Raw genomic sequence first — 26,054 nt, 5'->3', positions numbered from 1 at the left:
AGCCGGGACGAGCCCGGCTGATGTCATCACTGTTTTCTCAGACTTCGACCTGAACGCCCATTTCCACCACGCGATCAGGCGGGACATGAATAAAGTCGTTGGTGCGTAACGAGTTTTTACTCAGCCAGATAAACAGGGACGCCCGGATTCGAGCCAGTATGGACCGATGAGACGGCAGTAATGTTTCCCGCGACAGGAAGAAAGAGGTGGTATTCAGGTTGAAGGCCATCCCTTTCATTGCGCAGCGCCGGAAGACCTCATAGACATCCGGTGTTTCATGGAAACCATAGGTGGCCGAGATCCGCCAGACGTTGGGCGACAGCATATCAATCTGAATATGCTGATCCGGATCCACATAGGGCACATCCTGGGTGCGGAAGGTCATCAGCACGATGCGCTCATGCAGAACGTGATTGTGATTCAGATTGTGCAGCAGTGCGTGCGGGATCCCTTGCTGGGTACGCGACAGGTAGATAGCGGTTCCCGGTACTTTTTGCGGGGCTTCTTTTTCTACCATTGCGACAAAGCTTTCCAGTGGCATGCTCATACGACTGAGCTGACGCAATAGCAGGAAACGTTCCCATTTCCAGGTAGCCATCACCATAAACATCATGGCACCCAGCATGACTGGCAGCCAGCCGCCGGCAAGTAATTTGACCACGTTCGCCAGAAACAGCGGCACATCGATCAGCAGCAGACTGATGAGGATTAATTTCACTAACCGGCGTGGCCAGTCCCAGTTATAGCGAGCTACCGTACAGGCCAGAATGGTGGTGATCACCATGGTCCCGGTGACAGCGATGCCGTAGGCTGCAGCCAGATTGGTTGATGCCTGAAATGTGACTACCACGATCAAGACTGCGATATAAAGCATCCAGTTGATGAATGGAATATAGATTTGTCCGGCTTCCACTTCCGAGGTGTGCAGAATGCTCATGCCTGGCAGGTAGCCCAGACGTATCGCCTGACGGGTTAACGAGAACACCCCGGATATCACCGCCTGTGAGGCAATCACGGTGGCCATGGTCGAGAGAATGACCATCGGGAAAACCAGCCATTCCGGTGCCAGCATAAAGAAAGGATTCACGATGGCCTTCGGATTGCTGAGCAGTAGCGCTCCCTGACCAAAATAGTTCAGCAGCAGAGCCGGTAATGCGATAGTGAACCATGCCAGCCGGATCGGGAATTTACCGAAATGCCCCATGTCGGCATACAACGCTTCCACGCCGGTAATCGCCAGAACAACCGAGCCGAGAGAGAAAAATGCGACTGATTTATGAGTGACAAAAAACTGAATGGCCCAGTGCGGATGCAGTGCGGCGAGAACCTGCGGATTTTTGAAAATACTGATGGCACCTAACGTACCGAGTGAAATAAACCAGACCAGCATGACCGGCCCGAACAGTTTCCCCACGCTACCGGTACCATGTTTCTGGATCATGAACAATGCGGTCAGCACCGCGATGGCGACGGGCAGAATATAGGGTGTCAGTGCTGGTGTGGCGACACTCAGACCTTCCAGTGCCGAAAGTACGGACATGGCGGGGGTGATCACCACTTCGCCGTAAAAGAAACCACCGCCAATCAATCCCAGCACCAGCAGTGCTGCCGTTGTGCCGGCATAGGTGCTGCGTCCGGCCAGTGACATCAGTGTCAGGATCCCGCCTTCTCCCCGGTTATCGGCCCGTAATACAAATGCCAGATATTTTACCGAGACCACCAGTACCAGAGCCCAGAAAATCAGGGAGAGCAGGCCGAATACAACCGGTTGTGACGGGGCCAGACCGAGATGTGGAGAGAAACATTCTTTGAAGGTATAAAGCGGACTGGTGCCTATATCACCATAGACCACGCCGATAGCTGCCAGCGTGATGGCCGGCAGGGATTGTTTCTGATGTGCATCCATGAATGTACCGGCTGTCCTTAACGTTCAATTCGGTCGAAATGAATAGCAGGTTCGATATCCTGCGGAACGGGCTGCGGTTCCGGTTGTGCCTGTTGATGCTCCAGATTTTCCAGATAATCATGAACGCGGAATCGTTTATTATGTACCGGAGATACCGGTTCCGGTTGTAGCTCCGGTTCTTCTGTATAGCCCGAGAAATCTTCCCGATCACGATTCAGGCGGGTTTTGTTGCGGGTTGGCTGTTTCTGGTTACTGAAACGGGCGGGGCGCGCACTGGTCTGGCGTGAGAGTTTGTTGTTTGCTTTGGGCTTGCCTGTGCCGGGAGGGGCAAAGAATGAGCGTACCAGCCAGCGTAGTCCCAGGATACTAAGTACGATGAATGCAACGCCCATGGCCGCATAAAACCGGCTGCTGCCTGTGGTGGTGGATTCTACTAATAGCTGCCAGTCGGGGTCCGCAGCCAGATCCTGTTCCAGTACATCCGGAAACAGGACCCGGGTCATGAACAGGATATCTGCCAGCAACGTGATGACAACACCGGTTTTGAATAATCCAGGTATTAGCAGCAGTAATACACCAGCGATAAACAGCATGACGCCGCCACCAATAAAGAGCGTATCGACAAATTCAGTGATCGGAACAGCATGAGCCAGAGAAGGCAACAGCAGGAATCCGCTACTGAGCAGGAGTTTTCTGATTTTATTCATACCACTGTAACTGACTTTATATGAGAGGTCCGCTAATCGGCGCAATACTAGCACAGAAGCGGAAACAAAGTGCATAACGGGCGGAAAAACCGGCAGCATCGTGGTGTCAGTCGCAGGCATAGTTGCAAAGAAAAAAGGCTTTATATCAATGATATAAAGCCGGATCGGCAATATGCCGGAAAAGACCAAAATAACCCGTTGCCGGGTCAGAACCATCATTAATCGGTAAGATTGAATCAGGCTCCCTCATTTTGGTTGATGACGATCTTTACTTCGGTTGCCAGCCGCCACCCAGGGCTTTAAACAGGCTGACCCGGTTACTGAGCAGCGCGAGGCGTGTACTGACCAGTCCCTGCTCGGCAGAGAACAGGGAGCGCTGGGCATCCAGCAGGGTCAGATAACTGTCCACCCCTTTTTCATAGCGGCTCTGAGCCAGTTCATAATAAGTTTTGTTGGCATCGACCAGGGCCTGTTGTGCCTGTAGCTGTTCCCGGTAGCCATCCTGAGCGGCCAGGCCATCAGACACTTCCCGGAAGGCGGTCTGGATCGCTTTTTCATAAGTGGCCACTTCGATTTTTTTCTGTATTTCCGCGACATCCAGCTGGGCATCACGGCTACCCCAGTCAAAGATCGGCAGGCTGACGCTTGGCTGGAACAACCAGGTACCGGAACCACCATCAAACAGTTTGTTCAGCGATGAACTCATGCTGCCGGCATTGGCGGTCAAACTGATGGTCGGGAAAAAGGCGGCGCGTGCCGCACCAATATTGGCATTTGCGGCCTTCAGGGCATGTTCTGCAGCCAGGATATCCGGACGACGGGCCAGCAGCGTGGATGGCATATCCGCACCGAGAGGGGACAGCAGAGTCAGATCCTGTTCCGGCAGGCCGGAAGATAAGCCGCCCGGGATATCGGTACCGACCAGCAGACGCAGTGCATTTTTATCCAGCGCGACCTGACGGCGATACTGAGCCAGACTGGCTTTCACACTTTCCAGGTTGCTGCGCGACTGGCTCAGATCCAGCGATGAAGAGACACCGGCCTGATAGCGTTGATCAATCAGCTGATAGCTCTGTTCATAGCTCTTGGCCGTTTGTTCCGCCAGACGCAGCAGATCCTGATCGGCCAGCAGCGTCATATAGGCGGTGGCGACGTTGGCAATCAGGCTGAGTTGTGTACTGCGCTGCGTTTCTTCCTGAGCCAGATAGTTTTCCAACGCCTGATCTTTCAGGCTTTGTACCCGGCCAAACAGATCCAGTTCATAGGCACTGATGCCGACAGTGGCGGAATCCGTGGTACTGATCGTATCTGCCGAACCGCTGTAAGTTTCCGGGATCCGCTGTCTGCTCTGATAACCGGATGCCGTCAGCGTCGGTAATTGTGCCGCCCGCTGAATACGGTACTGAGCCTGATACGCTTCTACATTCAGCACGGCCACCCGCAGGTCCCGGTTATTTTTCAAAGCGGTATCGATCAGGGTCTGCAGTGCCGGATCCGTAAAGACCTGTTGCCAGTCTGCCGGGTGAACTGCAGCAGTTGGCGCGGTGGTTTCGTAACTGGCAGGGATCGGGGCTGCCGGACGCTGATAGTCCGGAGCCAGTGAGCAACCTGTCAGTAACAGGGAAACCAGGAACGCGAGAGGGCGTTTAATCATGTTGTTTCTCCGCAGAATTCGGTGCGCGTAACGAATGACGATGCTTGCTGAAGTACTTCATGACCAGTACAAAGAAGCTCGGTACATAAAAGATAGCAAGAACTGTCGCTGCGATCATCCCGCCGGTCACACCGGTACCGATGGCGTGACGGCCACTGGCGCCGGCGCCGGAACTGATCACCAGCGGCAGCACGCCGAGAATAAACGCCAGCGAAGTCATCAATATCGGGCGCAGACGCATACGGGAAGCCTCGATCACGGCCTGACGCAGTCCCATTCCTTTGTCAAACAGCTCTTTGGCAAACTCTACAATCAGGATGGCGTTCTTGGCCGCCAGACCGATTGTGGTCAGCAGGCCGACCTGGAAGAAGATATCGTTCGACAAGCCGCGCAGGGTGGCCGCCGCCAGTGCCCCGATCACCCCGAGTGGTACGATCAGCATGACGGAGAACGGAATAGTCCAGCTTTCATACAGCGCGGCCAGACACAGGAACACCACCAGCAGCGAAATTGCGTACAGCGCCGGTGCCTGACTGCCCGATTCCTGTTCCTGATAGGAAAGGCCTGTCCACTCGAAGCCGATACCTTCCGGTAACTGGCCGATTAATCTGGCCATCGTCGCCATAGCTTCACCGGTGGTATAGCCATCGGCCGCTTCACCCACAATTTCGATCGCAGAAGAACCGTTATAGCGTTCCAGACGTGGTGAACCGTAAGTCCACTGACCCTCTGCAAACGCAGAGAAGGGGACCATCTGTGACTGCGCGTTACGGACATACCACAGTTGCAGATGTTCCGGCTGCATACGGAATGGCGCATCAGCCTGCACATAGACTTTCTTCACCCGGCCACGGTCGATGAAATCATTAACGTAATTCGAGCCCCACGCGGTCGAGAGGGTACTGTTAATGTCACTGACGGTCAGACCCAGCGCCATCGCTTTTTCGTAGTCGATATTGATGTTGTATTGCGGCGTATCTTCCATGCCGTTCGGGCGGACACGGGTCAGCGATGGTTCTTTGGCGGCCATGCCCAGCAGCTGGTTCCGGGCCTCAATCAGTTTCTCATGGCCTAAACCCCCCCGATCCTGCAGATAGAGGTCGAACCCGGTAGCGTTACCCAGTGCCGGAATGCTCGACATATTGAACGCGAAGATCGACGCGTCCTTGATCTGTGAAAACGCGCCCATTGCCCGGCCGATAATCGCACTGGCTGAGTCTTCGGCGGCTTTACGTTCACTCCAGTCTTTCAGTTTGACGAACGCCAGACCCATGTTCTGTCCGCTACCGGCGAAACTGAAGCCGGCAATGGTAAACACTGACTCGACGTTCTTTTTCTCGGCGGTATTGAAGTGTTCGGAAACCTTATCCAGTACCTTCAGGGTACGTTCCTGGGTGGCGCCGGTCGGTAACTGCACCATGGTCAGCGCAATACCCTGATCCTCTTCCGGCAGGAAGGAGGTCGGCATGCGCGTGAATAACCAGACCAGCCCCAGCAACAGCACCGCATAGATCACCAGCATACGGCCAGAACGGGTCAGTACCCGTCCTACCGCGGTCCGGTAACGACGGCTGTTGCGATCGAACATATGGTTAAACCAGCCAAAGAAGCCGGTCTGAATACCATGATCACCTTTTGGAACCGGCTTCAGCATGGTGGCGCAAAGCGCCGGGGTCAGAATCAGCGCAACCACCACCGACAACGCCATTGCCGAGACGATAGTCAGTGAGAACTGACGGTAGATCGCCCCTGTAGAGCCGCTGAAGAAAGCCATCGGAACAAATACGGCTGACAGAACCAGCGCGATACCGACTAGTGCGCCGGTGATCTGATCCATGGATTTACGGGTCGCTTCGAGAGGAGACAGTCCTTCCTCGGACATCACGCGCTCTACGTTTTCGACCACGACGATCGCGTCATCCACCAGCAGACCGATGGCCAGTACCAGACCAAACATGGTCAGGGTGTTAATGGTGTAGCCAAACGCCGACATGATGCCGAAGGTCCCCAGCAACACGACCGGGACCGCAATCGTCGGGATCAGGGTTGCCCGGAAGTTCTGCAGGAACAGATACATGATGAAGAACACCAGGATGACGGCTTCAACCAGCGTCTGCGCAACTTCAGAGATAGAGATTTTTACGAAAGTGGTGGTATCAAACGGATAGACAACTTTCAGGCCTGCCGGGAAGTATTTGGAGAGCTCGGCCATTTTGGCTTTCACCAGGTTGGCGGTCTTTAACGCATTCGCGCCGCTCGCCAGACTGATGGCGATACCGGATGACGGCTTGCCGTTATACCGGCTGACGGCGTTATAACCTTCCGCACCGAGTTCGACCCGTGCGACATCACGCAGACGGACCTGGGAACCGTTGGTATTGACCTTCAGCAGAATATTCTTGAACTCGTCGATGCTGGTCAGACGGCCCTGACCGGTGATCGTGGCATTGAACTGCTGGCCGGCAACAGCAGGGGCGGCACCCAGCTGACCGACAGAGATCTGCGTATTCTGAGAGGTAATGGCACTGGTAACATCGCCCGGTGTCAGGTTGAAACTGTTGAGTTTGTTCGGATCCAGCCAGATGCGCATTGCATACTGGGCACCGAAAATCTGAACAGAACCGACCCCTTCCAGACGGCTGAGCGGCTCTTTGATGTTTGTCACCAGATAGTCGCTGATATCGGACTGATCCATACTGCCGTTTTCAGAGATCAGACCGGCTACCATCAGGAAAGATGAGGTGGATTTTTCAACCGTCACCCCCTGATCCTGCACGGTCTGCGGCAGGGAGCTCAATGCCTGCTGCACCTTATTCTGCACCTGAACCTGAGCCGTATCCGCGTTGGTGCCGGCAGTGAAACTCAGCGTGACCGTGACTCGGCCACTGGAGTCACTTTGTGACGACATGTACAGCAGATTGTCGATACCGGTCATGTTCTGTTCCAGTACCTGTGTCACGCTGTCTTCAACGGTCTGGGCGGACGCGCCCGGATAGTTTGCGCTGATCCGGACAGATGGCGGAGCAATGGTCGGGTATTGCTCGATGGGTAACGACCGGATGGCCAAGGCACCAGCCAGCATGATAACTATCGCAATTACCCACGCGAAAATCGGGCGATCAATAAAAAACCTGGACATAACGACTCCGCGAATAATTATTGTTTTGTTGCCGGACTGGTTGTTACCAGTGAAGCGGCATCGACGATCTTCGCCTGGACTTTCATGCCGGCTTTAACTTTCTGGGCACCATTCACAACGATGCGATCGCCGGCCTGCAACCCATTTTTCACCAGCCAGTTATTGTTAATACTGCGCACGGTTTCAAAGGCTTTCTGTTCCACCTGATCCTGTGCGTTAACCACCAGAACGGTGGCATTACCGCGTGGATCATGGCTGACGGCCAGCTGAGGGGCTAATAACGCCTCTTTCAGCGTGGCTTCACTGAGTTCGGCCCGCACAAACATGCCCGGCAGTAACTGCAGATCCTTGTTGGCAAAGATGGCCCGTACCGTGACGCTGCCTGTACCTTCATCCACCGTGACATCGGAGAACTGCAGCTTGCCGTTCTCCGCATAATAAGAACCATCATCCAGCAGCAGTTTCACCTTGGCTTCCTGCGGACCGGTTTTTTCCAGCTGACCTTCCGCCAGTGCTTTTTTCAGATTCAGCAGTTCGGTGCTGGACTGGCTGACGTCGACATACAGTGGATCCAACTGCTGGATCGTGGTGAGCGCGGTTGTTTGCTGCGCGGTCACCAGCGCACCTTCCGTGATGCCGGATTTGCCGATACGACCGGAAATCGGGGCTTTCACCTGGGTATATTCCAGATTGATCCGGGCGGTATCCATCGCGGCTTTGGCTGAAGACACATCTGCTACTGCCTGTTTCCAGCTGGCTTCGGCATCGTCGTAATCCTGCTGACTGACACCCTTGGTCTTGATCAGACTGCGATAGCGTTCAGCCTTGATCCGGGCAATGGCTTCTGACGCTTTGGCGCGTTCCCAGGTCGCTTTGGCACTGGCCAGGCTGGCTTCGTAGGTGGCCGGATCAATCTGATACAGTGTCTGACCCGCTTTGACATCGCTGCCTTCACGGAAAAGTCGTTTGATAACAATACCACCAACCTGCGGACGTACCTCGGCCACCCGGTAGGCGCTGGTGCGGCCGGGTAACTGGGTGTGCAGGGTCAGTTCCTGCGGCTGAAGTGCAATGACATTAACCTCGGGCGCCTGCATTCCTTTGGCTGCCGAAGCCTGATCTGCTGATGGGTTGCAACCGGCCAGAAACAGTGTTGTGGTCAGGAGTGCAAACGATGTTGCACGGAACAAAGTGGAGTAATGCTGCATGTCAACCTCAGGTTAATAATGGCCGTTTGAGTATATATCTGTAATTTGAGCTGAAAAATGTCACAGAACTTTGACGGATTCACCGCTGAAACGTTAAGTTATGCAAAAAATTGAACGTTCATTCTATTTCGAGCGTTCATTCTAGATTAGAATTTTTTCGGTATCAATCGGGAGACAAGGTAAAATATTGTGCCCTAAGTATATGGATAGTCCGATGAGTGAAATGACCGCTACCCCGCCAGAATCCGACCGTACCGTACAGCGCCGCAATCAGGTGCTGGATGCGGCTGCAATCTGTTTTCGTAATCATGGTTTTCATGGAGCCAGTATGGCACAGATCTCGAAAACCGCCGGTATGAGTCCGGGCCATATCTATCACTATTTCGGTAGTAAGGAAGCCATCATTACCGCGATTGTGGAACGTGACATTGAGGAGATGGTGGAGTGGACGGAGATATTTTATACCTCGGATAATATCCTGCAGACAATGGTTGACAGTGTCAGTTGTGGTATTGAGGCCAACACACAGCGTGACAATGCGGCGCTGATGCTGGAGATCTTTGCCGAGTCGTCCCGGAATCCGCAGATTGCCGCGACGCTGCAGAAGTCGCACGCATTCGGTCACCAGCGGTTATACGATCTGCTGAAAAAGGAGATGGCGCAACGCGGCGCCACCTCCGAGTTCGATGTATCGGTCAAGGTTGATCTGATTGCCGCCATGTTTGACGGTCTGCTGCTAAAAAGCATCCATAATCCGGATCTGGACAAGGCGGCACTGACCCGGCTGATGCGTCAGGTGATGCAGTTTGTGCTGATGCTCTGATGCGCCAGCGGTTTTTCAGTTTGTCCAGCGACCTTCGTTCTTGATCCGGATTGCACCGCTGCTGTCGGGCCTGCCGAGCCAATCAAGTGCGGCACGCAATCCGGGCGGAAACTCATTTCCCGGATACAGCGAAGCCTGTATCTGATACTGTCCCTGCCAGGAGAGCTGTAGTTGTGCCTGACTGCGCAAGGCGGGTGAATCCTGACGCACGGCAATCTCCAGTTTATTGTTCTGGCAGCTCAGCTTGGCCTGCGGATTATTCAGCGCCAGTTCTCCGGCCGGAGTCTGCAGAGCCGCCTGTCGCCAGTCAGCCAGACCTTCCAGTGCGAGGCATTGCTGATCACGAATGCTCAGCTGGTCGATATTCAGATGTAATGTGCCTGACGCTTCTGCCGGCAGCGGATAGGGGAGTTGCTGCTGCAGGATGCTGAGCGGCGCCTGAAGCATCAGATCGTCAATCTGCCATTTCCCGCGCCAGCCCACAGTTGCGCTGGCCATGGCCGTTTCCGGATCCTGCAGCGACAGTCTGACGGTCGGCATTCCCAGCCATAAACGGCTGAACAGCACTTCCCATTGCACATTATGAAATGCACGTCTTTGCCAGCTCAGCTGACCGATACGTCCCTGCCAGATAGTACCGCTGATATCATGCAACTGCATGCCGGCGGGCAATGGCAGGCGGGGCAGCAACTGGGCCGCCGGAAAAGTTGCCACTAAAAACAACAGATAACACACGAGGAACAGCAAAGGGAGCAAGAGCCGGGAAAACAGGTTCTTTATTGTCATTTTATTATTCTTTATTCCGTCCCAGTAACAAACGCTTCACCTGGATTTTTCCGGGTTCGCCGGTCCGCTGCAAATCAATTTGCTGCGGGGTAATGCCATGTTGCTGCTCTAGCATACCCAGCCAGTTTACCAGCTGATCAAAACCGGTGATATCTATCTCAACCAGCGCATTATCGCCCTGAGGCTGGATCCGCTTTAACGCAATCTGATAGGCCTGACTGCTGTTACTGAGTGTGCCGGTGATATCGCCGGTGCGGGATGCACCAGGAGACGGTGCTCTTTTCAGCTGACGTACCAGCGGCGCCTGCTGCTGCATCCAGCCTAACTGCTGCTGCAACTGCTGAACCTGATTGCGCTGGAGCCGGAGGTGCTGCTGCAGCGGAGACCATAAATTCTGGTACAGTATGACCAGCAACAGCATCAGGCCGCCAGCCAGGACGATCTGGCGTTCACGAGTCGTCAGATTCTGCCACCATTGTTTCATGATTTGCTCCTTATGATCAGCGTACCGCTGGCCTGTCCACCCTGATCCTGCATGTTCGTCATTTCGGTTGCGAAAACGGAACTGACCTGATTACGGAACTGACCCAGCATAGCGAAATCTTTAGCGCTGATCTGCAAACGGAATTCCTGTTTATCCGCTTCAAACCGCAGTTGCTGTAATGTGACATCCTGTGTTTTCTGCAGTAGCGGCGCCAGTAAAGCGAGCTGACTCAGGAAACTGTCAGTGACAGGCACCAGTTGCAAGTCCTCCAGATGCTGTTTTAGCTGTGCTCTTGGGTTCACAACCCGTTTTTCCTCCGGGAACATCTGCCGGTACAGCGAAGTCATCTGCTGTTGCAACTGCTGCTGTTGCTGACGCAATTTCAGATATTCGATGCCCTGATTCGCCACGAACAGCAGTAGCAGAACCCCGGCCAGCACTGCCGGCAGACGCCAGCGTGCCCACTGTTTTTTCCACGGAGAAACTTTACGGAAAGCGCCTTGCAACAGGTTTATACGCTGCGTTGGGATCTGTTCTGCCAGCAACTGCATTGGCAGCTCACATAAAGAAACCTGCCATTCAGCCGGAATATCTGCCGGCGGCGGTGTGTAGCTGTGCAGTACCGGAATTTGCGGATAACAAGTGATCCAGGAAGGGAACCAGTGACTGTCCACGACGCTGCCCTGCCAGGCCGACTGGCGAACCAGCCACTGCTCACCCAGCTGCAGCAATGACCATTGCTCAGCTTCCGGCTGTGGCAGCGCCAGTACATCCGGCAGGAGTTGCTGCGCCGCCAGCCCGGCTTCCGTCAGCCAGGACAGCCACTGCTGCATCTGGTTCTGTTCGACGGCGGCAATCTGGATCTGCTGTCCCTGCTGTGCCAGTACCGTGATATGCAACTGCTCGGCATCACTGGCAATATCATCTTCCAGCATGAACGGTAATGCCCGCATTGCCTGGCTATTCAGACGACCAGGCAGGGTAAGTTCCCGGAAGATCACATCGCATCCCGGCACCAGCACATACACCGGGCGGTGACCGGCCCGTTCTGTCAACTCGGCCAGTTGTGCCGCGCTGTCCAGGCGTCCGCTGGAAATCACCTCTTGCTGTGTGACCGACCATACCAGCCAGTAGACACGATCCTGATAACGGGAACCCAGTCGTATTAACAGAAATTCATTCATTCTAATCCTCCGAAATGACGACGGATAACTGTCACCTGGTTATTGCTCTGTCGCTGAAACAAACTGATAAGACGACTCTGATAATTATCTGTGTCAGCCTGCAAGGTTGCCAGAAAATAGAAGCTTTTTATGGTTAGCGCCGATTGTACCTGATCGCCGGCACTGGTTGTGTTACTCAGCGCATTCAATTCGAGGAAACTGGCAACACTATCCCAGCCTTCCGGTGGTCGTTGCTCCAGGATGCTGTGGGCGTCATCGATGCTCAGATCATTGAGAAACATGGCGGCCAGCAGGGGAGCGTGGATCGGGCGCAAGGTATTGGGATTGATCTGCAGCGTTGTTTCCGGAATGACGCAGACCTGTGGCAATAAGCGGCGGTAAAGTGTCGCATCCATGCCTCTGACCGCGCGTAATTCGCTGACATCCAGCATCCGGCCGTTTGCTGGCAGGTAGGGTGGGGTCTGCGCTTCGTATTCGCTGTCTTCCGCACCCAGGGATCGCACGATGGTATTGGTATCCAACCAGTCCTGCACGGCTGCGGTGATTTGCTGCGCGCGGTATTCCTCGGCCCCCAGATTGATTAACAGATCCTGGAAAACAGTGGCACGATAAGTGGCACTGGCGGTAATCGCGGTTTCATCTGTGATGTTATTGCTCAGAGCGTTCAGATTAAAACAGGCCTGCTGATCACGGACCACGCCTTGCAGTGTTGAACTCTCCACCGGGAAAATCTGGCCCTCGGTCGCCCAGTATTGGTTCAGTGACGTTTTTTCCGGATTGTCCTTGAAGTCCTGTATCAGTATCTTGCTGATCAGGTTTTCCGAACCCAGCAAATACCAGTAATTCTGTTGCTGTAACTGCTGGTTGTAGGTGCGTTGCCATTGCATCCGATAGCGTTCCGTCATGCTGCTGGCCATGGTCACCATCACGGCAAGCAGCAGCAAGACGACCAGCAGAGCCATTCCCCGTTGCTGTCTCATTCACTGCTCCCGTTGTCGGCGGTAGTTTCGGATCCCGTCAGCAGAAAACGTCGCCGGATGGTCCCGTAATCCTCCAGCGTGAGTGTGATTTCAACCGCCGCCGGCAGTTCCGTTGGCGTATTCCACTGTGTCAGCCATTCCCCGTTGCGGTAAAAGCGCAGACTGAATGCGGTGACCTTGCTGAGTAACGGTGTCGCGGCCGGCTCGGTGCCGGTGACGGCATCGGGATAAAGATAGGTCAGACGTTCCAGCGTTTGCTGGCGCAGGCGGTAACCCACGCGCTGCAATTCCGAACGGCGGAGTTCGCCGCCCGGGTTCAGCCAGCCGGCGCGGACAAACATCACGGCACCGTCATCGCTGTTCAGCTGAAAACGTTCCGCCTGAAACAGGACGGTGCTGGTTTCACCATTGATGCGGACCGGTCGAGGTATGGTCTGAGTAAAGTCCCGCGACAGGGTGGCAAATGCCCGTTGCAGTTCAGAGAGACGGGTAATTTTGTCACGCGAGACTTCATCGTTACGTATGACGCCCTGTAAAACGGCGTAGGCGCTGAGGCTCAGCATGGCGAAAATGACCAGTGCCAGCAATACCTCCAGTAAGGTAAAACCGGTTTGGGATGATTTGGAAACGGGACGGGGCAGCATATAAGGCTAGTTCTTCGCAATATAACTGCGCAGTGTCGCCCGGGGATCTTCCGCTTTTTCCTCATCGCGGACTTCCACATCGACGGCTCTGAACTGCGGATCCGCAGTTTCAACGCCATGCCAGCGCCAGTAGTAGGTGTGACCAGCCATCTCCTCTGTACCTTCGCTCCAATTCAGATTTGGCCATTTATCCGTCAGCCGGATCGTGACCAGCTGGTTATCGGCCACCCAGCCGGCGAACGTTTTTTCTTCCAGTACGGCCAGAGCGCTGACCTGCTCGGTGACGGTTTTCATCAGCGTCAGGCCGGCGATGGCAAATATCGCCATCGCCACCATCACTTCCAGCAGAGTCATGCCGCGGCAATTCAAGAACTTCCCCCCGGGAGATCCTCTGGCGATGTACTTAATACGGTGACCTGACCATTTTCCTGTCCCTTGATCTGTCGGGACAGCCTGTGATCAGACTCCTGGTCCTGCAACGTCAGTGAAAACGGCGTGATCTCACCGCTGGGTAACAGCAATATCTGCGGTGTCTTGGCTTCCAGTTGGTTTTCGGTATCAAACCATTGTGGTTCGGAGCGGCCCAGACGGTTTTCTTCATCCTGCAACTGCATGCCATCCAGTGTCAGTGCCAGTGAGATCTTTTCATCAAATTCACCGGCAGTCCGCAGTTTTTCACTGTCATAAGGCTGCCATGACTGATGCTCCCAGTCAGTCAGGGTATCATCCAGTGCCTTGCTGGTGGTCTGCTCCGGGCTGCTTTCCCCGGCGGCTACCGCTTGCTGGCGGACCATAAACTGGTAGCCATGTTCAGAAATATGCAGACCGATCGTTCGTCCCTGCTGTGTGGCCTGTTCGCTCATTACCTGAATAGTCGCTGCCAGTTGCTGGCTTTCCTCTGCCAGGTCATAGCCCAGTTTCGGACTGGGCCCACCCGGGATCGACAAGACGACAATGCCGGCGGCACAACCGATGATGACGATCACCAGCATGATTTCAATCAGCGTGAAGCCACGCATGCGTTTACGCATCACTGCTGATTATCCCGCTTATCCAGCGTCCAGTTGCCGATGTCATCTTCGGTACCGGCCTGACCGTCCGGACCCATAGAAAAGACATCAATCTTGCTGTGTTCACCCGGACTAAGCAGCTGATACTCGTTTTGCCACGGGTCAGCCGGCAGACGCTTGATATAACCGCCATCTTTGTAGTTTCTCGGTACCGGATCGCTGTCCGGTTTGACCAGCAGCGCATTCAGCCCCTGATCGGTGGTGGGATAACGGGTGTTATCCAGCTTGTACATATCCAGCGCGTTCTCCAGTGCCACAATATCACTGACGGCTTTCTGACGGTCGGCCTGCTCTTTGTTGCCCATCAGATTAGGTACGACGAGGCTGGCCAGAATGCCCAAAATCACGATAACAACCATGATTTCCAGCAGCGTAAAGCCGCGTTGTTGTTTGCGTTGCATGGATGACTCCCTGAGTAATAAAAACAAAATTATCTGCCAATCATGTTATTCAGTTGCAGGATCGGCTGCAAAATGGCCAGCACAATAAACAGCACCACGACCGCCATACTGACCACCAGTGCCGGCTCAAAGATGCTCAGCGCGATATTGACCTGACTTTCAAACTCGCGATCCTGATTGTCGGCAGCCCGTTCCAGCATGTTATCCAATTCACCGCTGCGTTCACCGGAGGCTATCATATGAAGCATCATTGGTGGAAATAGCCGGGTCTGCTCCAGTGCCGCCCGCAAACTGCTACCTTCCCGGACCCGGTCTGCCGCAACGGCGATCCGGCTTTTGGCTTCCTCGTTGCTGAGCACATCGCCGCTGATGCGCATGCCCTCCAGCAAAGGAACCGCACTGGAATTGAGAATGCTGAGTGTACGGGCAAAACGGGCAGTATTCAGCCCCCGGCTGACCCGGCCAATGACCGGCAAACGCAGCAGCATGGCATGGTAGCGCCGCCGGTTGGCGGGTTTCATGACCCAACTGCGCCAGCCGAACAGCAGCAGGGCGAGTAACAGGATAAACCAGAGACCATAATCCCGCACCAGATCACTGGCCCCCATCAGAAACCGGGTACTGAAGGGCAGTTCCTGTTTCATATGAATGAACTGTTCCACGACCTTGGGGACGACCGTCGCCAGCAGGATAGCAACGACGCTGACGGCAACCAGCGTCAGGATGACCGGGTAGATCATGGCCTGCAGCAGCTTGCTCTTCATCTGCTGACGCTGTTCGGTGTAATCGGCCAGCCGGTTCAGTACGGTATCCAGATGGCCGGATTTTTCGCCGGCGGCAACCATCGCCCGGTACAACTGGTCGAATACGGAGGGAAAGGCGGACATACCATCCGCCAGAGAATGACCTTCCAGAACCTTGGTCCGGACGGCGGCAATCAGCGTGCTCAGCCGGGCTTTTTCCGTCTGCTGCGCCACCGCCTTTAATGCCTCTTCAATGGGCAGCGCGGCGGCGACCAGCGTCGCCAGTTGCCGGGTCAGCAATGCCAGCTCGGCCGTACTGATACGGGGACTGAACCAGCTGCGCTTCAGCGTTTGCTGTCTGGCCTGTTCAACCGACTCGGTCAGTGCCACCGGCGTCAGCCCCTGATCACGCAAGGCCTGACGGGCCTGACGGGGTGAATCGGCCTCGATCATGCCTTCTTTATTGCGCCCTTTGGCATCCAGAGCCTGATATGCAAACGAGGCCATTTTAATCCTCCCGTGTTACACGCAGGACTTCTTCGAGCGTGGTTTCACCGTTCAGAACTTTCTGCATACCATCCGCACGGATGCTGGGAGTATGTTCCCGGATCAGGTGTTCGATAGCCAGCTCGCCGGCACCGGCATGAATCGCCTCCCGGACCTTTTCATCGACAATCAGCAGTTCATAGATACCGGTCCGGCCTTTGTAACCGGTAAAGTTGCAGGCGTCACAGCCCGTGGCCTTGTACAGCTGACGGACACCAACCGGAATACCATAGTAATGGCGATCCTCTTCACTCAGTGATTGCGGCTGTTTGCAGAGCGGACACAGTGTTCGTACCAGACGCTGCGCCAGCACCGCCAGCAGGGAGGTCGAGAGCAGGAATGGTTCAATCCCCATGTCCCGCAGGCGGGTAATGGCCCCGATGGCCGTGTTGGTATGGAGCGTGGAGAGCACCAGGTGGCCGGTTAATGACGCCTGTACCGCGATGTGCGCTGTTTCCAGATCACGGATTTCCCCGACCATCACCACATCCGGATCCTGACGCAGGATTGCGCGCAAACCGCGGGCAAATGTCATATCCACCTTCGGATTGACCTGGGTCTGGCCAATGCCTTCCAGGTCGTATTCGATAGGATCTTCGACGGTCAGGATGTTGCGATCTTTGCTGTTAATTTCTGACAGTGCGGCATACAGGGTGGTGGATTTCCCCGAACCGGTCGGACCGGTCACCAGAATGATACCGTGCGGTTTTCGGATCAGTTCGGCAATATGCGCCCGGTTGCTGTCGGTCATGCCGAGTTGTTTCAGCTCCAGCCGGACGTTGTTTTTGTCCAGCAGACGCAATACTACCCGTTCACCATAGTTGGAGGGCATCGTGGAAACACGCACGTCGACGGCGCGGCCACCGATGCGCAGACCGATACGGCCATCCTGCGGTATACGCTTTTCGGCAATATCCAGTTTGGCCATGACCTTGATACGGGAGACCAGCAGCGACGCCAGTTTGCGCTGCGGACGCAGAATTTCCCGCAGCACGCCATCGATGCGGAAACGGATGATGAGATGTTTTTCAAACGTCTCGATATGAATATCCGATGCTTCCGATTTGATGGCCTCGCTCAGCATGGCATTGATCAACCGGATAATCGGCGCGTCATCGTCCGCATCCAGCAGATCCTCATTGGCCGGCAACTCTTCTGCCAGCGTGAAGAAATCCACTTCATTGCCGATATCCTCCATCAGCTGACGAGCTTCTGACGAGTCACGCTGATAGTCCTCCGTCAGTTGCTGTTCAAAATCGTCGGCGTTCAGCCAGCGTAACTGAAAGGGCTGCCGCAGCAGCCGCCGGATTTCCTGCAGTGTCTGTGCACTGACGCCGGTGCGACAGAACAGAACGGGTTCTGTCTGCTGCCATTGCAGTAACACACCGTGATCACGGGCAAAGGCAAAATTCAGGCGTACCGGTTGCCCGGGCTCTGTCATTGTTGCAGTAGACTCCTGAGGCATTACCGCACACCTTCTGCCTGACCTTGTTGTTCCAGCAAGGCTTTCATTTTAGGAGACAGGGTCGGCGCGGTGCCATAAGCAGGCAGCACGGGACGCTCTACCGACGGTAATAACGCATCTTCTCCCTGGTTAAGCTGTTCAGCCCGGAACAGGTTGTATTTGCTGCTGGATACACCGGTATAAGTGACCGGATCACGCAGAACGGTTGGACGGATAAATACCATCAGATTCTGCTTGGAAGTGGAGCTACTGTTATACCGGAACAGGTAACCAAGGATCGGTATATCTCCCAGCAAAGGCACCTTATAAACGGATTCGGAGGTGTTGTTGCTGAGTAAGCCACCGAGGACGACCGTTTCACCGCTTTTTACCAATACCGCGTTTTTAATGGTACGGGTGTTGAAGGTGGAACCCAGATCACTGCTGCTGGATGACGAATCGGTGGAGGTCGAGGAAGCCACACTGGAGACTTCCTGTTCAATTTCCATTAACACCGAGTCACCTTCATTGATCTGCGGGGTGACTTTGAGTTTGGTGCCGACCGTTTTACGTTCTACGGTGCTGTAGACACTGCCGGTGGTGCTGGACTGGCTGCCGGTGACCACCGGCACTTCCTGACCGACATTAAAGGCGGCTTCCTTGTTATCCAGTGTCACGATACTCGGTGTCGCCAGAATATTGCTCTTGGTGTTGGTGGACAGCGCTGTCAGCAGTGCGCCCCAGTTTCCTTCGTAGAAACCGGCGGCCAGACCATTAAAACTGCTGAGGGCAGAGGTCGAGGTGCTGGAAAGCTCGCCGTCATTCTTATATTCCTGTGCTGCGTTGACCACCGTCGTGGTTGGTAAGCCGGATGCGGTGAACTGTGTCCCGCCACCGTTAGAGTTGATCCACTGCACACCGAAGTTCAGGGCATCACCATCCTGTATTTCGACAATGATGGCTTCCACCAGTACCTGCGCCCGGCGGATATCCAGTTTGGCGATGATGTTTTCCAGCTCCTGCATCAGATCGGGCTGCGCGGTAATGACCAGCGCGTTGGTTTGTTCATCCGCGACGATACTGAGGTCTTTACCGTTATAACCGGTACTGCCAGAACCAGAACCGGAGCCAGAAGCTGAGGCTTCGGTTGTCATCGCGCCCGCGCTGCCGCTTTTTTCGTTCTGCAGGGATTTGCTGGTGCCGGACAGCACATCCACCAGATTCTTCGCGTTGGCATATTTCAGATAGAACACACGGGTGTTGCCCTGACTTTGCTGTTCGCGATCCAGCTGACGGATCATGGTCACGATACGCTGACGGGCCTGATTTTCACCACTGATCACGACGGCATTCATACGTTCATCGGCGACCACCTTCGGTGTTAATACATTCGCCAGAGTATTCTTGTCGTTTTTGGTCAGTGCGGTAATCAGACGCACCATTTCACTGGCCGAGGCATACTTGAGTTTGATCACATCGACATTTTCATCGCCGACCTTATCGACCCGGCGCACGATTTCTACCAGCCGGTTGACGACGGCGGCACGGCCGGTCAGCAGCAGGACGTTCGACGGTTCATAATGCACGACGTTACCCCCACCGGCATTGTCGTTGAGCTGACGCAGTAACGGCGCCAGTTCCCGGACCGAGACATTCCGAACCGGTACGACCCGGGTAACCATTTCATCACCGATGCCGGTGCGTTTGTCGTCCGCAACCGGAATGGCGGAGGTCTTGGCGTTCTGCGCCTTGACGACTTTCAGCACACCGTTCGGCATTGGCACGGCAGCAAAGCCGTACACATCCAGCACACTCAGGAAAAACTGATAATACTGCTCTTCGTTCAGCAGATCATAACTGCGGACGTTGATGGTGCCGCGGACGCCCGGATCGACGATGATGGTTTTATTCAGGTTTTTCCCGACGGTATTAATAAATTCCTGAATATCGGTTCCCTTGAAGCTGGCGGAGTATTCAGCCGCGATGGCAGGCGGGATTCCGAGTTGGGTACACAGACAACCAATGATCAGACTGCGTTTGAGAAATGCTTTCATTTTAGATATATAACTCCGCGTGCTTATGGTTGTGCCAGATTAATGTAAACATCCTGTTCTGCGCCGTTGCGTTCTACAGTGATGTTCATTTCCGTCTGATGGGTCAGCTGCTGCATGGCCATGACAGCGTCGCCTTTGTCCCGAAGATCAAGGCCATTGATACTGATGGCCAGATCATTCGCCAGCAAGCCTGACTGGTTAAAAAACTCCGGATTTTTCCCGGGATTTAATCGGTAACCTTTGAGCTTGTCATTTTCCATGACCGGCGTAATGCTGAGATAGTCCGGTAACCGGGCCGGGTTCTTCAGGAGATTCTGTCTTAATCCGGAAATATCATTCCGGGCCGGGGAGGCAACATTTTCGTTTGCGGCTGCATTTTCATCCAGAAACAAGACTTCCTGCAGTCCCTGCCGGCTGATGATCACCCGATCCGGTAGGATCCGAACAATTCTGGCATCGGTGCCCTGGATCACCTCGTCGATGACATAGCTTTGCTGGATGTTGTTACGGGCAATGATCGCGATAGAGCGGCTGGCGATACTGCTGGCCATAATGCCGGTAAGCTGTACGTTCAGCCGGCTTTTCGGGGCAGAAGTCTGAATATTTTCTGCCGCAGGTGGGGCGACACCAAACAGTGCGGCATCGCGGATCTGCGTGAGTCGTTGCTGATGTTCCTGACTGGCGCCTGGAGTAGCAGGCGCCACGGTTGCCGGGGCCGACGGAGAAGCTGTTGTCTGCGGGGCAGGAATAAGACGCCAGCTCAGTAATGCCAGCTGATAACTGCTGGCAATCAGCAGCAACAATATCAGCGCGCGCTGTAACGTGCTTAGCCCTCGCTCGCTCAGAAACCAGTCCCGGATCGTCAGTAACTGCATACGTTGATCTCTTTATCGTTATACTTATCCCAGTGTAGGAAACATTTTGCTATGTGATCCCCTTCCTATACAACTATTTGCGGGAATTCATGTGCAAATCTTCATAGAAATCACAGAATATCAGCAAAGACAGTCCGGGCGGGGAAAGATATACTGATGTTACAGTTTTTAACATCATGTGATTTTCATGTCAGATAAGCCAGTCACGTCAGAACGTGCTTTACCGGAAATCATTCAGCGGGATGTTGTGGCACAGAGCCGTCTGTTTCGGGTCGAGTCTTTGCATCTGCGCTTCAGCAATGGTGAGGAGCGGGTCTATGAGCGCATTCCGGGAGGAAACCGGCATGCGGTGATGATTGTGCCAGTGCTGAATAATGATACCTTGCTGCTGATCCGGGAATATGCCGCCGGAACACATGCTTACGAACTCGGTTTTCCGAAAGGGCTGGTGGATGCCGGGGAAACGGATGCAGAAGCGGCCAACCGGGAACTGCAGGAGGAGATAGGGATGGCGACCCGTCAGCTGTCTTTCCTGAAGCAGGTTTCACTGGCGCCCGGTTTTATGAATGCCCGCATGGCGATTTTTCTGGCGCAGGATCTGTTTCCGCAGCAATTGACCGGTGATGAGCCTGAACCTCTGGAAATTATTGCCTGGCCGCTGAAAGACGCGGAAGCGCTGCTGGAACATCCGCAGTTTCATGAGGCCCGCAGTGTTGCCGCGTTGCTGCTGCTGTTACGCCAGCTCCGGGATGGCCGTCTTATTCCCACACCAGCTTAGTGATTGAACAGAAACACCACATAGCCGCGGAAAAAAGCAGCCTGCTCCAGATACGCCGGGGCATGCCATTCCCCGTGCTGTGCCAGACCTACCTTGAACGGAATACGCAGCCGGGCCAGCCTCGGCAGGTAGTCGGTGTAATTGTGGATGGTGTGCCGACCCTGATAGGTTTGTACGACGACCTCGCTGACTATCCCGGCCAGCTGATTGACCAATTCCGGCGAGGTGTGGTTACTCCAGTCGAGCAAGCCGGTAATACTTAGCGCATAGTGTTCCGGTAATCGCTGACGCAACTGCTGTAAAAAGTTGACGTATTGCTGCATGCGCAGTGTACGGGCATCGAAATCAATCTGGATCCCGGTGACGGGATTGCCCTGTTGCTGCCAGCGGGTGAGCTGCTGCGCGATACTCTGGTAAATGGCTTCTGACCAGTTCAGGGTTTCCACCCGATAAGCCAGCCAGATCTGGCCGTGACGCAAACGGGGAATGGCGATCCCTTGCGGGATGAAGCGGCTTTCTCCCCGTTGTTCACTGATTTGCCCCTGCAGAATATAGAGCGACTTTGCCTGCGCCAGCACGGGCTGCGGGCGGACGGCACTCCATAACCAGAAGGCATCATATTCCCGGGCATCGACGATGGCCTGTGCCGGCAGGATCACGCTGGCCAGCAACAGAAGAATGAGCCGTTGCAATCCCGCCATTACCAGTAATATTTCAGTTGTTGCGCCCAGCGGGTATCACCGAACCGGGATTTCAGGGTGTCAAACCACTGTTTACGTTGTGTCAGCGGAATATCCTGCGTACCACAGCTGTTATAACCGCTGGGTGCAAAGCAGTTCACCGCACGGTAGAGGGCATACGCCTTATCCTCGTGCGTGGCCTGTTTGCTGGCGATGACCTGCTGATATCCATCCAGGCGGGAGAAGAATTTGCCGGTAAACTGACTTTCAGTTCCACCCAGCTCCTGCGCTTCAGGCTGATTATTCAGCGGAAAGTCGTCCAGGCCATGACGGAAAATAAACTCTCCCAGACAATTCAGCGCCTGCGGGTGTGTGTTGTCATCCTGCAGGGTCTGCGCGATGTCGCGTAATGCCGGGCACTGGTAATCCGTGGCGTTTTTTCCATTCCACTGAAACAGCGCCAGGGCCTGCTGCGTGTTGTAAGTGAAGCCCATGAACAGAGGAAGGGTACTGGCTTTTTCCGGCAATAATGTAAGATCCTGGAGGAAGTCGGCATAAAAACCCCGGGTCAGATCCTTGTATAACAGCGTGAACAGCGCAATATCATGTTCCTGCTCCGACTGTGGCTGCGTTATCTGCTGGCGTAACAAGGCCGGCGAGGCGACGTTGCGCAGCAGGATCTCCCGGATCATCGGTGTTCTGACCGGGGACCGGGAAGCAAAAACCTGTTCCGTTTTCCCGCTGCGCTCGTAATTCATCGCCAGCGCCAGTTCCAGCTGTTGCCGCTGTAATGGCTCGGTCACCGCTGACAGCAGGTCCAGCCATAGCTGTTCGGCCCGGCTCCACTGTTCCTGGCTTTCCAGTGCAAATCCCCGTAGCGTCTGCTGACTGAAGGCCAGAGAGTCCGGTATTTTTCCGGCGGCTCTTTCCGGCAGAATACTCAGTGTCTTGTCGGCGTCCTTTTCCACATACAAGGCATAAGCGGCCAGCAAATAGGTATACAGCGCCGGCTGTGCGGAAAAACGGGATTCCTGCGCCTGCAACTGTGTCAGGGTCAACGGCAGCCGGCTGTCATCACTGCTGCGCTGCCGCATCAGCACCAGATCCATGATCGCCAGCAACTGGGGGTTTTCAATCATGCTGTTGTCACTGGAAGACATCAGTAATTTGTTATCGATCTCCTGTATCAGCTGATTACTGGTGATATTCGTTTCACTGAGTGGATGTTCAAACCAGTAGGCATAGGCCTGCGCGAGCCGTTTCTGATCATTCATCAACCAGAATACACGGCGCAGCAGTCCTTGCGCGGAAGTGGAGTAGTGTCCCTGCGGGTAGGTGTTCAAATAAGCGTTAAAGGCCGATTCCGCAGCCTGCAGTGCCGCAAGATCGACTTTATCATTGCTGGGAAATCCCATTTCATCGAACGCATTCTGCTGGGCGGCGTTCAGAAAGACCCGTCCTTTCATATAGGTGGCCGTTTCTTTCAGCCAGGGATGAGATGACAAGCCGAGTTCGTTAAATGCCGCAATCGCCTGGGCAAAGTCGCCGTTATAAAAGGCCTGTGCCCCCTGCTGGTAAGTGGCAAATAATTGCCCGGCCGGCGATTTTATCTCGCCGGGTAAGAAAGCGGATTGCTGTTCGGGATCGGGGGCGCAATTTTGGATCATGACCAGGCGGCTCTGTGCCAGTTGCTGACGTTCGGAAGAGGGAATGTCACGGGTCTGTGCCAGTTGCTGCAGATAAAGCAGGGCAGTCTGCGGGTTGTTTGAGGCACAGCGGCTGCCTTCCCAGCGCGGACTTTGTGTCAGCAGAGCGGTGGCTGTTTCACGGCTGACGCCAAGCTGTACGGCCAGAGTAAACAGTGTTGACGCGGAATGCGACTGAGCGGCAGCCTCATTGTCGCTGCTCTCTGAAAATTCGGTAAAGTCTGCCGGAAACGGCACCAGCGCGTAGCCTTTCTCTTTGTAGTAATTGTCCGAGGCCGGGGAGGTCAGGGGAATGTGGCTGGAGTCGGCGAGCAGTAATTGCAGATTGATTCGGCTGTCATTGGCGGGGGAAAGAAACGGCGCATTATTACAGGTATCAAGCAGGTCTTTTTTCAGATTCCAGGTCGGATAACAACTATCATCACTACAGGCCTGCGCCGGCCACTGGAATAACACCGATAAGATAAATCCACTGGTAAAAATAAGACGCCAATTCATATCCCGTCCTTTGATAGTTGTTGGCCCTGAAGTCTGATTATCAGACAATCGGATGCACGATGCCAGTTCGGCAGCACAAATACTGTCTGTTAAATCAGCGACATATTGATTGCTGCGGCAGGATCTGACGACAGTGGCTCAGCAGGAGCTGTGAAATCTGCCGGTAGATGCCCCGCTCCAGGGCCCAGCGTTGCCAGTAGAGACCGCGTTGCAACAAGGGGGTCTCCGGCATCAGATCTTGCAGTTCGCCAGTATGCAATTCCACCGTGATCTGCAGTTTCGGGATCAGGCAATAGGCAGCGCCGGCTTTGGCTAAAGCGACGAAGGCCTCAGAAGAGCGGACGGTGTGACAGGGATAACTGCCCGGCGGCAAGCCGAAATGTTTCTCCACAAAACGGACATGCATGTCATCCCGCTGATCAAACGCGACCCCGGGCGCCTTGCGCAGGGCCTGCTCGGTCAGCCCGTCCGGGAAATAGCGGCGGATGAACGCGGGCGAGGCGGTCAGAACATAGTCCATGTACCCCAGCAGTTCAGACTGGCAGCCCGGTAACGGTTCCTGCTGAGTGCTGATGGCACCGAATGCCTCACCCCGGCGCAAGCGGTCGATGGTGCGGTTTTCATCTTCAATCAGTAAGTTCAGTTCAATCAGCCCTGGCTGCAGCAACGAAGCCAGCGCCGGGATCAACCAGGTTGCCAGGCTGTCTGCGTTGGTGGCGATGGTGACCGGCAGCGGTTTTCCCGGCGTTGTCGGGGACAGATGCGGTAACAGCTCCCGTTCCAGCTGTTGTACCTGCTGGTAATGGGTCAGCAGCAGTTGCCCTGTCGCGGTGGGCTGCAATGGCTGAGAGCGGATCAGTACCGGCTGTGCGACCAGCAGTTCGAGCTGTTTGATACGCTGAGATACTGCCGACTGGGTCAGATGCAGTTGCTGTGCGGCCCGCTCAAAACTCTGTTCCCGCAACACCACATCCAGTGCCTGCAGTAATTTGTAATCCAGATGGTTCATTAATTTTTCTTATCTTCTATAAGAATCATGAATTTTACTTAATTCTAGCGCGTTCTTATGCTGCAGCCACTGAAGAATAAAAGATGGAAAAACGGATGCTGAACGCGGCTATTTATCTGCAAGGTATGCTGGTCGGAGCCAGTCTGATTATGCCAATCGGGGCACAGAATGCCTTTGTGCTGGAAAGAGGGATCCGGCGTAATCATGCCATGCTGGTGGCCGGACTCTGTTTTTTGGCGGATACGTTACTGATTGCACTGGGCGTGGGTGGGGCTGGCAAGATGATTGCGGGATCCGTGACGTTGCAGTTGGTGTTGACAGTCGGTGGTGCGGCATTCTTGCTGCGTTATGGCTGGTCCAGTCTGCAGCGCGCCTGGCGGGCGACCACATCGTCACTGGCAGAAAAGGGAACGATGAGCCGGATACAGGCGGTGGGTATGACGCTGGCCGTGACCTTGCTGAATCCGCATGTCTATCTGGATACGGTCATGATCCAGGGCGCGGTTGCCGGGCAATATCCGCGAACCCAGCAACTGAGTTTTGCGCTGGGTAGTATCTCGGCCTCGCTGCTCTGGTTTTTTGGTCTGGCGCTGCTGGCCAGCTGGCTGGCGCCGCAGTTGCAGCGCGTCCGGGTTCAGCAATGTATCGATGCCGGAGTTGGCTGCATCATGTGGTTGATTGCGTTAGGGTTACTGCGACACGGGGTTTCACTGGTATAAAAAGGCTTGTTTTTGC

Annotated in this window: 23 protein-coding genes; 3 read left to right on the top strand and 20 right to left on the bottom strand. The window is 54.7% G+C overall.

From position 1 onward, the window contains the following. Positions 1–37: 37 nt before the first annotated feature. From kup to HNR75_RS02225, 5 genes are all read right to left on the bottom strand, one after another. Entirely contained in the window at positions 38–1,906 is a 1,869-nt protein-coding gene (gene kup / locus HNR75_RS02245) for a low affinity potassium transporter Kup (RefSeq protein ID WP_188025377.1), read from the bottom strand. A 17-nt stretch (positions 1,907–1,923) separates the two neighbouring features. Next, positions 1,924–2,613: a hypothetical protein gene (locus HNR75_RS02240; protein ID WP_188025376.1), complete on the bottom strand. Its 690-nt coding sequence runs from the start codon at positions 2,611–2,613 to the stop codon at positions 1,924–1,926. Between the two features lie 268 nt (positions 2,614–2,881). Beyond that, positions 2,882–4,267, bottom strand: coding sequence for an efflux transporter outer membrane subunit (locus HNR75_RS02235; RefSeq protein ID WP_188025375.1), 1,386 nt, complete (start codon positions 4,265–4,267; stop codon positions 2,882–2,884). Continuing rightward, positions 4,260–7,406 (bottom strand): efflux RND transporter permease subunit, encoded by a 3,147-nt coding sequence (locus HNR75_RS02230; protein WP_188025374.1) that lies wholly within the window; start codon positions 7,404–7,406, stop codon positions 4,260–4,262. Before HNR75_RS02230 ends, HNR75_RS02235 begins: the two co-directional genes overlap by 8 nt. 17 nt (positions 7,407–7,423) lie before the next feature. Continuing rightward, the gene (locus HNR75_RS02225) at positions 7,424–8,614 is read right to left on the bottom strand and encodes an efflux RND transporter periplasmic adaptor subunit (protein ID WP_188025373.1); all 1,191 of its coding nucleotides are present in this window, start codon (positions 8,612–8,614) and stop codon (positions 7,424–7,426) included. A 214-nt stretch (positions 8,615–8,828) separates the two neighbouring features. Between HNR75_RS02225 and HNR75_RS02220 the strand changes: the two genes are divergently transcribed. After that, positions 8,829–9,437 carry a TetR/AcrR family transcriptional regulator gene (locus HNR75_RS02220; RefSeq protein ID WP_188025372.1) on the top strand — a complete coding sequence of 203 codons (609 nt, stop codon included), beginning with the start codon at positions 8,829–8,831 and terminating at the stop codon, positions 9,435–9,437. A 15-nt stretch (positions 9,438–9,452) separates the two neighbouring features. On the opposite strand, the gene HNR75_RS02215 is transcribed toward HNR75_RS02220, so the two are convergent. Genes HNR75_RS02215 through gspC form a run of 12 tightly spaced genes read right to left on the bottom strand, consistent with a single transcriptional unit; the run spans position 9,453 to position 20,648 of the window. Beyond that, positions 9,453–10,223 carry a type II secretion system protein N gene (locus tag HNR75_RS02215; RefSeq protein WP_188025371.1) on the bottom strand — a complete coding sequence of 257 codons (771 nt, stop codon included), beginning with the start codon at positions 10,221–10,223 and terminating at the stop codon, positions 9,453–9,455. A 4-nt stretch (positions 10,224–10,227) separates the two neighbouring features. Continuing rightward, a complete protein-coding gene (gene gspM / locus HNR75_RS02210) occupies positions 10,228–10,707 on the bottom strand; it encodes a type II secretion system protein GspM (protein WP_188025370.1) in 480 nt (159 codons plus the stop codon). After that, positions 10,704–11,891: a type II secretion system protein GspL gene (gspL, locus tag HNR75_RS02205; RefSeq protein WP_188025369.1), complete on the bottom strand. Its 1,188-nt coding sequence runs from the start codon at positions 11,889–11,891 to the stop codon at positions 10,704–10,706. Before gspL ends, gspM begins: the two co-directional genes overlap by 4 nt. Then, a complete protein-coding gene (gene gspK, locus HNR75_RS02200) occupies positions 11,888–12,871 on the bottom strand; it encodes a type II secretion system minor pseudopilin GspK (protein ID WP_188025368.1) in 984 nt (327 codons plus the stop codon). Before gspK ends, gspL begins: the two co-directional genes overlap by 4 nt. Continuing rightward, complete coding sequence (gspJ, locus tag HNR75_RS02195) at positions 12,868–13,515, bottom strand: type II secretion system minor pseudopilin GspJ (protein WP_188025367.1); 648 nt, start codon at positions 13,513–13,515, stop codon at positions 12,868–12,870. The genes gspK and gspJ overlap by 4 nt, the downstream gene beginning before the upstream one ends. Positions 13,516–13,521: 6 nt before the next feature. Next, positions 13,522–13,884 (bottom strand): type II secretion system minor pseudopilin GspI, encoded by a 363-nt coding sequence (gene gspI / locus HNR75_RS02190; RefSeq protein ID WP_188025366.1) that lies wholly within the window; start codon positions 13,882–13,884, stop codon positions 13,522–13,524. Further along, on the bottom strand, positions 13,881–14,546 hold the full coding sequence (gene gspH / locus HNR75_RS02185) for a type II secretion system minor pseudopilin GspH (protein WP_246358703.1): 666 nt from the start codon (positions 14,544–14,546) through the stop codon (positions 13,881–13,883). Before gspH ends, gspI begins: the two co-directional genes overlap by 4 nt. Continuing rightward, positions 14,546–14,986 carry a type II secretion system major pseudopilin GspG gene (gene gspG / locus HNR75_RS02180; RefSeq protein WP_188025364.1) on the bottom strand — a complete coding sequence of 147 codons (441 nt, stop codon included), beginning with the start codon at positions 14,984–14,986 and terminating at the stop codon, positions 14,546–14,548. Before gspG ends, gspH begins: the two co-directional genes overlap by 1 nt. Before the next feature lie 29 nt (positions 14,987–15,015). Further along, positions 15,016–16,236: a type II secretion system inner membrane protein GspF gene (gene gspF / locus HNR75_RS02175; RefSeq protein ID WP_188025363.1), complete on the bottom strand. Its 1,221-nt coding sequence runs from the start codon at positions 16,234–16,236 to the stop codon at positions 15,016–15,018. Position 16,237: 1 nt separating this feature from the next. After that, positions 16,238–17,740 carry a type II secretion system ATPase GspE gene (gene gspE, locus HNR75_RS02170; RefSeq protein ID WP_188025362.1) on the bottom strand — a complete coding sequence of 501 codons (1,503 nt, stop codon included), beginning with the start codon at positions 17,738–17,740 and terminating at the stop codon, positions 16,238–16,240. After that, positions 17,740–19,773, bottom strand: a complete 2,034-nt coding sequence (gene gspD / locus HNR75_RS02165; RefSeq protein ID WP_188025361.1) for a type II secretion system secretin GspD — start codon at positions 19,771–19,773, stop codon at positions 17,740–17,742. Before gspD ends, gspE begins: the two co-directional genes overlap by 1 nt. A 23-nt stretch (positions 19,774–19,796) precedes the next feature. Then, on the bottom strand, positions 19,797–20,648 hold the full coding sequence (gspC, locus tag HNR75_RS02160) for a type II secretion system protein GspC (protein ID WP_188025360.1): 852 nt from the start codon (positions 20,646–20,648) through the stop codon (positions 19,797–19,799). Positions 20,649–20,835: 187 nt separating this feature from the next. Between gspC and nudE the strand changes: the two genes are divergently transcribed. After that, entirely contained in the window at positions 20,836–21,426 is a 591-nt protein-coding gene (nudE, locus tag HNR75_RS02155; RefSeq protein ID WP_188025359.1) for an ADP compounds hydrolase NudE, read from the top strand. On the opposite strand, the gene HNR75_RS02150 is transcribed toward nudE, so the two are convergent. The 3 genes from HNR75_RS02150 to HNR75_RS02140 form a co-directional block, all read right to left on the bottom strand. Then, positions 21,423–22,127: a DUF3142 domain-containing protein gene (locus HNR75_RS02150; protein WP_188025358.1), complete on the bottom strand. Its 705-nt coding sequence runs from the start codon at positions 22,125–22,127 to the stop codon at positions 21,423–21,425. The two genes, nudE and HNR75_RS02150, sit on opposite strands and share 4 nt — an antisense overlap. Beyond that, the gene (locus HNR75_RS02145; RefSeq protein WP_188025357.1) at positions 22,127–24,310 is read right to left on the bottom strand and encodes a PA5441 family protein; all 2,184 of its coding nucleotides are present in this window, start codon (positions 24,308–24,310) and stop codon (positions 22,127–22,129) included. Before HNR75_RS02145 ends, HNR75_RS02150 begins: the two co-directional genes overlap by 1 nt. A 94-nt stretch (positions 24,311–24,404) precedes the next feature. Further along, on the bottom strand, positions 24,405–25,319 hold the full coding sequence (locus HNR75_RS02140) for a LysR family transcriptional regulator ArgP (RefSeq protein ID WP_188025356.1): 915 nt from the start codon (positions 25,317–25,319) through the stop codon (positions 24,405–24,407). A gap of 83 nt (positions 25,320–25,402) precedes the next feature. Between HNR75_RS02140 and HNR75_RS02135 the strand changes: the two genes are divergently transcribed. Continuing rightward, positions 25,403–26,038, top strand: a complete 636-nt coding sequence (locus HNR75_RS02135) for a LysE/ArgO family amino acid transporter (protein WP_223157723.1) — start codon at positions 25,403–25,405, stop codon at positions 26,036–26,038. Positions 26,039–26,054 lie beyond the last annotated feature (16 nt).

It is taken from the genome of Tolumonas osonensis (assembly GCF_014202415.1).
Classification (GTDB): Bacteria; Pseudomonadota; Gammaproteobacteria; order Enterobacterales; family Aeromonadaceae; genus Tolumonas; species Tolumonas osonensis.
Note: the sequence above shows the minus strand (reverse complement) of the source record. Positions and strands in the feature narration are given on the sequence as shown.